This window comes from Arthrobacter monumenti (genome assembly GCF_054511255.1).
This window is the reverse complement of the sequence record NZ_JBTNCY010000004.1, coordinates 222,074-235,212: the sequence shown is the minus strand read 5'-3', so window position 1 is coordinate 235,212 and position 13,139 is coordinate 222,074. Positions and strand designations below refer to the sequence as shown.

The 13,139-nt window shown below is 60.8% G+C and carries 4 protein-coding genes; all 4 read left to right on the top strand.

All coding sequences use genetic code 11. The features are described 5' to 3' along the window. Nucleotides 1–64: 64 nt before the first annotated feature. The 4 genes from drmD to drmB are packed head-to-tail and all read left to right on the top strand — an operon-like array spanning nt 65 to nt 13,135. The gene (gene drmD, locus ACX80B_RS07610) at nt 65–3,271 is read left to right on the top strand and encodes a DISARM system SNF2-like helicase DrmD (RefSeq protein WP_459294712.1); all 3,207 of its coding nucleotides are present in this window, start codon (nt 65–67) and stop codon (nt 3,269–3,271) included. Continuing rightward, on the top strand, nt 3,261–7,319 hold the full coding sequence (locus ACX80B_RS07605; protein WP_459294711.1) for an Eco57I restriction-modification methylase domain-containing protein: 4,059 nt from the start codon (nt 3,261–3,263) through the stop codon (nt 7,317–7,319). The genes drmD and ACX80B_RS07605 overlap by 11 nt, the downstream gene beginning before the upstream one ends. Next, a complete protein-coding gene (drmA, locus tag ACX80B_RS07600) occupies nt 7,320–11,057 on the top strand; it encodes a DISARM system helicase DrmA (protein WP_459294709.1) in 3,738 nt (1,245 codons plus the stop codon). Further along, nucleotides 11,054–13,135, top strand: a complete 2,082-nt coding sequence (gene drmB, locus ACX80B_RS07595) for a DrmB family protein (protein ID WP_459294707.1) — start codon at nt 11,054–11,056, stop codon at nt 13,133–13,135. Before drmA ends, drmB begins: the two co-directional genes overlap by 4 nt. Nucleotides 13,136–13,139: the final 4 nt, after the last annotated feature.

The window sequence follows — 13,139 nt, the reverse complement described above, 5'->3', positions numbered from 1 at the left end:
GAGTAGCTGCAGTGAAGGTAGTAGTATCAGGGAACTGTTGAAGTCAAAGGCGTTGGGGGCTGAGATGACGGTGGGGGCTACTCGCTCAACTGTGCACGACGAAGTGCCGGAAGTCGGCCAGCTCGTCACAGCCAGGGGCTCAAAATGGATAGTCACCGATGTATCGGCACAAGCTCTGGAGCGGTCAAGCGCCGATGATGGGAAAGCTGAGCTGCAGCACGCGGTGTCGCTCCAATCCATAGAAGAAGAGCACTACGGTCGAGAGATGACCGCCATTTGGCAACTTGAGCCGGGACGCGGTGTCATCCTTGAGCAGGGACTCCCTCTCGCTGTCGACCCGGAACAATTTGACGATCCGACCACTTTCGCCGCGTACGTTGACGCCCTTCGTTGGGGCGCGCTGACGTCCGCAGATGCCCGGACCCTGCAAGCCCCCTTCCGCAGCAGCGCAACTATTGAGGCGTACCAGCTTGATCCGCTCCGCCGCGCACTGGAAGCACCCCGAGCGAACCTCCTACTTGCCGATGATGTCGGTCTCGGCAAAACCGTCGAAGCCGGACTGGTGGTGCAAGAGCTGCTGCTTCGCCACCGCGCCCGGTCCGTCATCATCGTGTGCCCGGCCGGTCTCGTAATCAAGTGGCAAGAAGAGATGCGCGACAAGTTCGGTCTGGGCTTCGAAATCGTCAACTCGAACACCATGCGCGACTTCCGTCGCCGCTTCGGAGTGCACGCGAACCCGTTCATCCTGTTCCCCCGGGTGATTGTCTCCATGTCATGGCTGCCGTCACCGCGGGCCGAGCGCCTCCTTAGGGACGTATATGCCCGCGCCGACGACAAGCGTGTTGCCGACCGCTACGCCTTCGATGTCGTAATCGTCGACGAAGCCCACCACGTTGCCCCGGCTACACCCTCGCGAGGCGGCTATGACAAGAGCCGCTACGCTGTTGACAGCCAGCGCACGGTTTCCGTCCGCGAACTCGCGCGGCGTTGCGAACACCGGCTCTTCCTCAGCGCCACCCCGCACAATGGTTACACCGAATCGTTCACAGCCCTCATGGAGATGGTCGATCCGCAACGCTTCGCCCGTGGCGCCGATCTCGATGGCAAGGCGCTGCGCGAAGTGGCAGTCCGCCGGCTTAAGAAGGACCTGCCTGATGAGGGCTTCAAGCTGCGGGAAGTGCACGCCCTGGTGTTCCAGCCCTCCGACGACGAGTCTGAGGCCTATGACCGGCTGATTGCTTTCGCCAAGAGACGCAACGCGGCCGTGAAAGCGGAAAAGGGCAAGCGCGCCGCCGACCTCGCGACGCTGATCCTGAAGAAGCGCTTTTTCTCCTCGCCCACAGCATTCGCCTCGACGGCAGAAACATATCTCGCCACCCGTTTGCGTGGTGACGACGATATCGACTTGCCCGACTACGACGAAGTGCTCGGTGACGAAGCACCTGATGAAGAAGAAGGCCGCCTTGAGCAGCCAGAGCTTGAGGCACTCCGCTCGGCCCAGCGCGCCCAAGTCCCGCTGACGCCTGAAGACATCACTGATCTTGAATGGCTCATCAACTGGGGATGGCGCTACGCCTCGCTGCCTGACACAAAGCTCCAGGCGCTCATCAATCAGATCCGAGGTCAGTTACTGACTCCGGACGGAACGTGGCTGAACGAACGCCTCGTCATCTTCACCGAGTACGTCGCCACGCTCAACTGGATTCGCGACGTCCTCAATGCCGTTGGCCTTGGAGGCGACCGCCTCGCGGTGATCGAGGGCTCGACCAATGCCGAAGAGCGCGAACTCATCCGAGTGCGTTTCACCGAGAATCCCTCCAAGGACCCCGTGCGGATCCTCATCGCGACTGACGCCGCAGGTGAGGGAATCGATCTGCAAACTCGCTGCCACCGCCTGGTCAGTTTCGACATCCCCTTCAACCCCAACCGCCTTGAGCAACGCATCGGCCGCATTGACCGCTATGGTCAGAACGAGCGCCCGCAGATCTACCACCCGGATCCGGCAGACAAGGCGGTTACCGCCTCGAACTATGCCAGGGACACTGACTATCTTGCCCGGGTTGCCCGCAAAATCTCACGGGTACAGGAAGACCTCGGATCCGCTGGAGACATCATCGATCCTGATATTCAGCGAACCCTCGGCTACGGAGATCTGCGCGCACGCCCCAAGTTAACCAAAGGCTCGGGCGAACAAATCATTCAGACGGCTATGCAGGGCGAGCACACTCTCCGCCGTGAACTAACCACCCTTGCCAGCAGGCTCGAGAGCTCACGTGACCGACTGCACTTGCACGGCCGCAATTTGCGACGCGTCCTTGAAACCGGACTACGTGTATCCGGACAACCGGGGCTTCTTGACGCGGATGACCCATACGAGTTGGCCTCTCTCTACGACCTACCAGCCGGACTCGACCGTACATGGACGCCGGGTCTGGAGGGCCTCCGCACTCGGCTTCGTCCAGATGTAGCGCGCCCCGTCACTTTCGATGGTGAAGAAGCGAAGGGCCGTAGCGACATCGTCTTCGCCCACTTGGGACACCCGCTCATCCAGCGCGCCGCGCGGGAACTGCGTGGCCAAATTTGGACCCGCTCGAACCACATTCATGGCGTCAGCGCCGTGGTAGTCGACGGTCTGGATCAGTCGTTCGTGGCTGGCGTCGCGCGCTTGGTCGTTGTCGGCGACGGCGGCACTCGTCTGCATGAGGAAGTTTTTCTTGCCGGAACCCGGCTTACCCGACGCCAGGAACTCGGCGTCGAACGCTCGGAGGACCTTCTCGTCACGGCCCTGGACGCCGAGAAGCTGACTGCGCCCTCCCCCGGCGTGCTCTCCGGACTCGCCGACCTCTGGAACGCAGATGGCGCCGACGACGGCGGCATTCGCCAGCGCGTGGCCGAGGCCGTCGCCTCCCGGGCTCAGAGGCTTCGCAGCGGGATCGAGCAGGACCTGGTCAAGCGCAAAACCGCCGATCTCGAACGTGTGAACGAGGTTTTCGCCCGGTTCCGTCAGACATTGGCCGGCACCCTTGACAATGCGGAGGCACGCAAACGCGAGCTGGAGGACATGCTGTTCCATGAAGAGCAGCGACAGCGTGAAAAGGACCTGGCAAACATCAGGCGGCGCCTCGACGCCCTCGCCGAGGAGCAACGCGATGAGCGGGACGCCGTGTCCAGACGCTACGCCAATCTGCAACCGCACACATTCGTCGCCGCGGTCGTTTTCGCCCTGAGCCCGGCCGATGCAGAGAGACTGGGGAAGAACGATGGCAATTAAGGACCCTTGGGAGTGGCTGTCTCTCGTCGACGCTGATGGGCCGTTCCTTTCGCGCGCTGCCCTCAAATCGGTGTTCCCCAACGGACTTGACCGCCCGTACAACGCCATCGACGACGTCAACAGCACCTTCGTGTACGAACACACTCTCTGGTCGAAGGCGTGGGCCGCCCGACAAGGCAGGCCAGATCCCGCTAAGGATCTCGCCTGGCGCGACCGCTGGGTCGCCGCAGTCCTGCGCGACCTGCTGCAGTGGGGTGAGCACCTGGACGGGCATCCCGACTCCTCGATCGTCGCCAGTTCGCCTGACGGCGACGTGACCGTACGGCCCTGGGCCGCGCTGGACGCAGGTTCCGGCCCGGCCGCTCTCGTCGTAGTCGTCGACCCCACCGACGATCTCCGGGGAACCGGCACCGACGGGTGGGCCGCTGACGCAATCGACCGAACTGCTGCCCTCCTGCGCGAAACGAGGGTTAGCATCGGGCTTGTCACTGACGGGCGCTGGTGGGCTATCGTCTCTGCTGTCCAAGGCGTCACTACTGCGAGTGGTGTCTTCGATTCGCTCATCTGGCGTGAGGAACGGGACAGCCGGGATGCGTTCCTAGCCCTCGCCGGGCTGGTTTCGCTCGCTGGAGGTGCCGCCGAGAAGCGCTTACCGAAATTGTTCGAGCTCAGTGTCGCCAGCGCCGAGGCAATCACCGAGGCCCTGGGTGATCAGGTCCGTCGCGCGGTCGAACTCGTCCTGCAAGCCATGTCGGAGTCGCACTTGCGTGCGATCGCCAACGGAGAGGAGACCCCGCTCCCCGACGACAGCAAGCAAGTGTACGAAGCCGCCGTTTCCGTGCTGATGCGCGTCGTCTTCCTCCTCTTCGCTGAGGAACGCGCCCTGCTGCCGCAGCACCAGATGTACCGCGACTCTTACGCCATTTCCGGGGTGCGCATCAACTTGGAGCAGTCAGCGCAAAACGGCACCGAAGAAGCACTTGATCACACCTGGGAGACCTGGCACCGTCTACTCGCTGCCAGTACCGCAATTTACTCCGGCGCGACCTTCGAAGACACCCGGATGCCGGCGTACGGCGGGTCGCTATTCGATCCGAATCGTTTCCCATGGCTCCGGACGACGAACGCGCAGGGGCAGCTTGCCGTGCGCGTCTCTGACAGGGTTATGCTGCAAGTTCTCAAAGCCGTGCAGATCGCACATGTAGGCGGGGAAGCCCGCCAGCTGTCGTTCCGCGACCTCGATGTCGAGCAGATTGGCTACGTTTACGAGGGCCTGCTCGGCTATTCCGCCGAGTACACCGACGACGTCGTCGTAGGACTCCAGGGCAAGAGCGGGTATGAGCCTAAGGTCGCTCTGACTGAGCTTTGCGCCATTGCCGAGACCGCCACGGGCGGAGCGGACTTCGCCAAAAAGCTGATCGAGCATCTGGGCAAAGCCCAACCCAACGCGAAGCCCGCTACAGCACGACAAATAGCTAAGGCATTCGATGGGAATGACGAAACAGCAGCCGCCGACGCCCGCACCCGTCTCGGTTTCGTGCTGCTCGATCATACCGAGTTGGTCGATCAGCTCGCGCCGCTGCACGCCCTGATCCGAAGCGACCTTCGTGTATTCCCGTATGTGGTTCCTGAGGGCGGACTCGTGATGACAGAGTCCCCGCAGCGAGCCAACACCGGGACCCATTACACCCCTCGGTCACTGGCCGAGGAGGTGGTACTTCACGCGTTGGAACCGCTCGTATTCTCGCCTGGTCCCCTCGACACCGAGAACCGGGACGACTGGGTCCTGAAGAGCTCCACTGAGATCCTCAACCTCAAGGTCGCGGACATCGCCGTCGGTTCCGGCGCATTTCTTGTCGCTGCGGCACGATACCTCGCCGCACGCCTCATCGAAGCACGCTCAAAGGAAGGGCTGAGCGCAGCCACTAACGAGGACGCCAAGCGGTGGGCTATACGTGAAGTGGTTGCCCGCTGCCTATACGGCGCCGACATCAACGGCATGGCCGTCGAAATGTGCAAGCTGTCACTCTGGCTAGTCTCCATGGATCCGGGCAAACCGTTTTCCTTCGTTGATGACCGCGTATTCCATGGCAACTCGCTACTTGGCCTAACCACTGAACGACAGCTCCGCGCTCAGCACATCGACCCCAACAGCAGTCGTCTCCTTCAGAGGAAGCTCCTGCAACTCGACGTCGATAGGGACTTGGCCCGCTCGGCCCGACTCCGTCGTGAACTCTCAAGCGGCCAGGTCGACGACGCGGACCGGATGCGCTCCACGCGGGCTAAGAGGAAGCTCCTAGAAGAGTCGCAGGACGTTACCGCTCGGCTCCGCAAAGTGGCAGACGCCGTCATCGCTTCGGGGCTGCTCGAAGGGGGGCGACCAGGCCCTGCCCTTGAACGCCGATACGACGATCTCGCTGACGCCCTTTACTCGGCCTACCCGCCAAACGGTGATGAAGGCAACCGAGGCCACATCGAAGCGATACTCGGCGCGGGGCTCACCCCCACAGTTGATACCGGTGAAGCGCGCTGGAAGCCACTGCACTGGGTAATTGAAGCGCCGGATGTGATGGCTGACCACGGCGGCTTCGATGCTGTCATCGGAAATCCGCCATTCTTAGGCGGCCACAAGCTAACCGGGGCACTTGGTACAAATGTACGAAATTGGTTGATATTCATACTGGCTGATGGCCAAACCGGTAGCGCCGACTTGGCGGCCTACTTTATTCGCCGGGTAACCCAACTTTTAACTGGCCACGGGGAATTTGGTTTAATTGCGACTAATTCCGTGGGACAAGGGAAATCCCGCTCTGTCGGCCTCGATCCAACACTCCGTGGAGGTTATTCCCTGCGTCGGGCGATACAGAGTGCAAAGTGGCCTTCGAGGAGTGCAAGTCTCCAATATGCAGCCATCTGGGGCGGCCGAAGGGATCTTACCAAAGGCGTACATCCGGTCTGTGATGGCCGGCCAGTACAGAGCATTTCCAGCTCCTTGGAACCGTCCTCAGGGATGGATGGCGAACCGTATCGCCTCAGAGAGCAGGTGGGCGGCGCATATCGCGGGATCACTTTGCGCGGCGATGGATTCCTTCTAGAAGTCGATGAAGCGCAAACCTTAATTTCAGCCAATCCAAAGCTTGAAGAAATAGTTTTTCCATTCCCAGACGGAAAGACAGATGTTAATGGTTTCCCAGAGTTGCGAGCCTCCCGGTGGGTCATCAATTTTGGCAATCGAACGTATGAGCAAGCCAAGTCCTACGCTGAGGCGTTCGAAATCGTGGAGCGATTGGTGAAACCCGTCCGTCAGCGCAGAAATGCGGACGGAGAATATTCTCTTAGAGATCCACTCCCCGAGAAATGGTGGATTTACGAAGAAAATCGCCCGGCCATGACGAAGGCCCTCAAGGGACTCGATGAGGCAATTGTCATAGTTCAAACCAGTTCGACGATCATTCCGGTTCTTAGGCCGACAACGGAGGTCTTCTCGCAGGCGCTAATTGTGTTTCCGAGTGCGGATCGGGCTCTCCTTGCAGCCCTTTCGAGCCTTATTCATCAGGCCTGGGTAATGCGCTGGGGATCTTCGATGAAGAACGACTTTAGATACACTCCCTCTGACGTATTCGATACCTTTCCGCTCCCGCCGAGAACCACCGCACTACGACAGCGCGGGTCCGCTCTCGACTCGGAACGTAGGGGAATAATGGTTCGTCGTCAGCTCGGGCTCACGGCACTGTACAACCTCGTGAACGACCCCACCGTTACCAGCGATGTCGACGTTGCTCGTATTCGTGAGATTCACGCGGAAATCGACCATTCCATGTTGGATGCCTATGGCTGGACCGACATCCCACTCGACCATGACTTTCACACCTACCGGCAGATGGAGCGTTTCAGTTTGAGCCCAGCCGCGCGCGTCGAGATCCTCGACAGACTGCTTGAGGAGAACCATCGTCGTGCAGGCTTGGAGCCGAAGAGGGGCCGAAAGGTAAACCCCTCGACGGAGCTCGACCTTGATCCGGAGACTGCCCCAGAAGGAGCGATGTTCTAATTGACCGCCCAGACAGTACCCCTCCAATCGGTGAACTCCGGCCAAGTTCGCGACGAGCTCATAGACCTGTTGAAGCGGGATCTCGTCGGGCCGTGGGGCGAGGCTGACGAGACCGTCAACGGCACACCCCGAGCCCGCTACTTAGTCGGAGCACTCGCACCGGTTGCGATCGGCGACGACGACCCACTGCCTCAGGCGAAGGCGCGATCAGAGGTGAACAACCCGGACGACTTCCGCGACTCTGGTGAGGCGGCGGTCCTAGATACAGATGCTGGCCATGACGTCCAAGGCGTTCCGGAGGAAGCCGACGAGGCAATAACTGATGCGGGTGGCGCCGACACAGACGAAGACCGCGGTCCGGAGTCGAAACTTATCGCGCCGTCGTCGATGGGCCTCCGTTTCCAAGTGGGACCCGAGGTGGACAGCCTCGTCTTTACTGCGAAGTGGGGTCAGTACGAGTCCCGCCGGGAAACCGACGAAGAAGGGCGTACCCAGACCTACTACGACCGTTCGGACCATGTTGTACCTCGAATCATCAACATTGCAGACGTCGATTCGGGGCAGACTCATACGCAGGTAATCGTCGAGGGCCACGTCGCTATATCTGTTGAGGTCTTCGACCACGACGGGCTTCGAGTGGTCGAAGCAGCGCTTCAAAACACCAAGGTCACAGGTAAAGAGCTCCCGCCTAAGGTTTGGCTGTTTCAGACCCAGCTGGAAGTTAGCGCCGTCGACGGGGCTGCTGTCTTTCGTCCTACCCGCGACGCACTCGTGCAGGCACGCGACTTCGGTGACCCCGAGGTGCTCCAGCTCGACCTCCTGTACCGCGACCGCCTTGAATTCGCCGTCGGCCGCACAGCCTCCGCCACTTGGATCCTCCCATATCCGAACTCGCGCACCGCGAAGACGGTGAGGACCACTTGGCTGCCCACCGCGGAAGTCCCTCAAACTCTTGCCCCAACCATCCCGAGTGCCGAAATGAGCATGCGGCTACTGATGGAGGCGTCACCTCAACAGCTTGGAAATTACCTGAAGCCATTGATAGACGGGTATGAAACGTGGCTCAGCGAACGATGCGCCGAGGCTAGAGCCCTGCCTCAGCACCTTCAAAAGGTCGCCGAGACAGGGACCATGGACGGTGAGGACGCGCTCAAGCGTCTGCGCGCCGGCCTGGAACTGCTAACGAACACAGACCCCACGGCTCAGGGGAGCGACCGAGCGCGCAAGTCCTTCGCCTTCATGAACCGCACCATGCGCGAGCAGCGAATTCGCTCCCAAGTTGCTGCACTCCGAGCTGCAGACCGCTCTTTGACAGTCAAGGATGCGAGGGCAGCGATCGATGCGAAAGGTGACGTTGCTGCATCGTGGCGAGCCTTCCAGCTCGCCTTCATCTTGATGCAGTTGCCTTCGATCGTGGACCCGACCGTATCTCGGCGGTCCGGTGACCTACCCCGGGCAGAACTGCTGTTCTTCCCAACCGGTGGTGGCAAGACTGAGGCCTACCTGGGGCTTGCGGCATTCACCTTCGGCATCCGCCGACTCCAAGGCATCATCGAGACACCTGGTGGCTTGATCGACGGCCGCGACGGTGTCGCCGTACTGATGCGGTACACGCTCCGTCTGCTCACCTCCCAGCAGTTCTTACGTGCCACCACGCTCATGTGCGCCGCCGAACTGGTCCGGCGCGAAGACCCTGCAACCTGGGGTCAGGAACCGTTCCGCATCGGATTGTGGGTGGGCTCAAGTGTCAGCCCCAAGCGCTTTGCCGAGGCAGAGCAACAGGTTCGTGATGTTCGCAACGATGATGGCAACTCAGCCTATGGGCTCACAGTGCTTCAGTTCAGCAGCTGCCCGTGGTGCGGTACGCCGATCAACCCCAAGGCGGATGTCGTTGCTGTAAAAACGACTCAGCGCATCCAGGTGTACTGCGGAGACAAGCTCGCACGGTGCCCGTTCTCTCAAGGCGGCACCGCCGTGGAGGGGCTTCCCGTGCTAACCGTGGACGACGAAATCTACCGGAATCCACCGACTTTCCTGCTGGCGACCGTCGATAAGTTCGCCCGACTCGCCCGGGAAGGTGAGGCAGCGAGTTTGTTTGGCTACGTGTCTCAGCGGTGCGAACGGCACGGCTACAAACACCCGGACACCATGGCCTCGGTATGTGGAGCCAGCGATCACAATTCAAAGTCGGAGGGCGGCCTTGTCTACCCGAAAGCCACAGTCAAGTCCGTGGAGCGGCTACGCCCGCCAGACCTCATCATCCAAGACGAGCTCCACCTCATCACCGGCGCACTCGGTACCGCAGTGGGGTTGTTCGAGGCAGCGATAGACACGCTTTCGACGTGGGAGTACGGCTCTGCCGAAAACCCTGCGTTGGTAAAGCCCTTGGTCATCGCTTCCACCGCGACCGTACGGAACGCCCGGGACCAGGTGATGAAACTATATGCACGTCAGGTCCAAATCTTCCCGCCCCAGGTCCTATCCGTGACAGACACCTTCTTCTCGAAGGAAGTCGCTGTCAGTGAGAAAGATCCCGGCCGACGCTATGTCGGAGTCTGCGCCCACGGGGCCCGCTTGACCCTTGCTGAGATCCGGGTCAGTGAAATCCTTCTGCTCGCGGGACAGAAGCTGTTTGATGCGCACGGGGCTGCGGCCGAGCCATACGTGACCCTAGTTGACTATTTTTCCGCCACCCGAGAGCTGGCAGGCATGCGCCGATATCTCGAAGACGACATCGTCACCCGCACGAGCAACCCAGACAAAGACTCGGGATACCCGCGGCGTGGATCCAGTGGGCTGCGGATCGGCGAATTGACGTCTCGGATCTCCTCTGCGGATATCTCGAATACTCTGACCAATCTGGGTGTCCCGTTCGACCCCGAAAAGGATGCGACCGAGGCAAAGCGGCAGTACGGTGCGCGGGCAGCAGCAGCTAAAAAAGCCGGCAAAAAGCTTCCTCCAAGAGACATGCCGTATGACGTAGTACTGGCCACCTCCATGCTTCAAGTCGGTGTGGACGTGCCCCGTCTCGGCTTGATGCTCGTCGTTGGCCAACCGAAGAACACCGCCGAGTATATTCAGGCGTCGTCGCGCGTTGGTCGTGAAGCCGCTAAACCCGGCCTCGTGGTAACGCTCGCCAATCGGTCCAGGCCCCGCGATATGGCGCACTACGAGCAGTTTGAGCACTACCACGACACTTTTTATGCCCACGTCGAAGCACTGTCAGTGACCCCCTTCTCCGATGCTGCGTTGGAGCGGGGATTGACCGGAGTGCTGGTATCGGCGGCTCGCGTCGCCGACCAACGGAGTAACTCATCCCTGTCACCCGAAACCGGAGCCGGGACCATCGCTCAGCGGCGGCCCTTCGTCGACACCCTTGTTGATCGGATCGTGGCGCGAATCAGGGTTGCCAGCGGCGGTGACGACACGGTCGCTGACGAGACCAAGAGCAAACTGATCCTGCGTCTCGACAAGTGGACGGATGAGTCGGACAGGTGGTCGGGCGCGTTGACATATCAGAAGGACTCCGTGGGAGGTGGACAGATTGTCGCTCCCCTCCTGGTGAGTCCTGAAACGGTCGTTCCCGACGAAGCCAGCCGTCTGTTTCAGGTGGCCAACTCGATGCGCGAGGTCCAACCTGAGATCAATCTTCTTGTCACACCAATGGTTGGCAAATTAGCGGAACCGCTGAGTGCAGCTGCGCCAAAGTGGATGTTCTCGAAGAAGGATACGAAATGAGTCAAGAGGTAGCGGAAGAGCCAATCGCCGTTGCGGGAGTAGTAGCGAATCCGTTCGCGGAGCTAGAAGCCATCGGCGGGAAGAACCACAGCAGGGTCGGATCGGTGCGACCGAGCGCATTGCTCTACACCTCAGGCATTGGGGCTACCGTTGACATGCCTCACATCGCGGTCATGCCTCAGGGGCTTGACGCATGGGAAATCGCATACTCAAAGCAGGGTGGCGCGCAACTGGTGCTCGTGCCACGACTGCTTGAAGCGGTGCGCAAGGTGCTGCCGCGAGTTGAAGAACTCCGGCAACCCCCATGGCTGCCGGAAAAGACTCACGAGGGCGGCACCCCCATCGGAATCCCGACTCGGGTGTTCCCGCAGTGGCTACGCTGCACCGGCTGCGACCTGCTGGCACCTATTTCGGAATCGCACAAGTTCGAGTTCGTGAACACGAGCAAGCATCGGCCTGACAAGGCGCAGTTCGTGCATAAGTCGTGTAAGGGCAGGCCAACAAAGGGACAGAAGCAGGGGAATTTGGACGCGCGCGACCGTTTGGCTGTGCCCGCCCGTTACTTGATCGCGTGCGTAGACGGGCATCTCGATGAGTTCCCGTATGTCGAGTGGGTGCATGGCGGCGACGGCGAACCCGTGAAGTGCAAGGTGGCCAAGCCCGAGATGCGAATGATGGAATGGCGTTCAAACCTCGGACCGCAGGTGAAGATCTCTTGTGCGGCCTGCGAGGCGTCACGCAATATCGCTGAGTTGACGCGGGCCGGCGGAGAAGAGATGCTCCCAGATTGCCGTGGACGGCATCCACACCTTCCCACATACGCTCCGGCTGATAAGCCGTGTCAGGCGGACGTCAGGCTGATGCTGCTAGGCGCCGCTAACCAGTGGTTCCCAGCATCAGTGAGCGTACTGGTACTCCCGGCACGCAAGCACATTACGACCGCAGACGTGGCAGATACGGTGAAGGGGTTGCCAGCCGTCACCTTCGCAGATGTGCAAACGCTTGATGATCTACCTGGATGGCGAAAGTACGGACCGAAGGATGCTCGGTCGATCTTCGACGGGATCCCAGATGACGCACTGTGGAACGGAATTAAGATCGCTCGGGGCCATGCCACCGCCGCAACCGATACTCCGGCCACTCCATCAGGTTTTGACCCGATCAGCCTGCTGGAACCAGAGTGGGACACTCTCGTTCACCCAGAGGAATTCGAGCGCGAAGACCGAAAGGCCGGCTTCCGTGTGCGCCCAGTGGAGGTGGCGCACACCCTACAGTCAGTTCTTTCACACGTCGTTGCGGTAGAGAGGGTCAAGAAGGCCAACGCGTTTCTCGGTTTCACGCGCATCGATGCCTTGGACCGTGTGGGGGACGCACCCAACCGCATCGCACCGCTCGTCCAGTCCGAAAAGCCCAAGTGGGTACCAGCGACAGAGGACCGCGGCGAAGGGGTATTCCTGCGGTTCGATGAAGATGTAATTCGCACCTGGGAGGACTCGGCGCTCAATTCCGACGTCTGGCGGGCGCACGTCGCAGCACATCAGCGAAACGTAGGTCGTCGACAAAGCCGCACGGCGGAGAAAATCGATGCGGCCGACCGGATGCCGCCGCCGCGGTACTGGGCTCTGCACACCATGTCACATTTGCTTATCCGTGAGATGGCTATGTCGAGCGGCTATGGCTCGGCATCACTTTCCGAGCGTCTCTATGCGTGGCGTGAGACGGAGGATCGGGAAGCAGCCGCAGGCATTCTGATTGCCACGACGTCCCCGGACAGCGAGGGAACGCTCGGAGGGCTGGTCGATCTGGCCAGAACCGAGCGCCTCGAAGTGGTCTTCCGTGACGCGCTGCGGCGCGCGGAACGGTGTTCCTCGGACCCGATTTGTGCACATCGCGTACCCAGCGGCCAGGAGGATTTCCTCCATGGCGCAGCCTGCCACTTCTGCCTGTTCGTGTCTGAGACCTCGTGTGAAAAAGCAAATCGCTTCTTGGATCGTAGATTCGCATTGACGCTGAACGCTGGCGCCGAACATGCGATCAACGGTCTGGTCCAGCCTGTGCTTGCGATGACCGGAGACTAGGCTC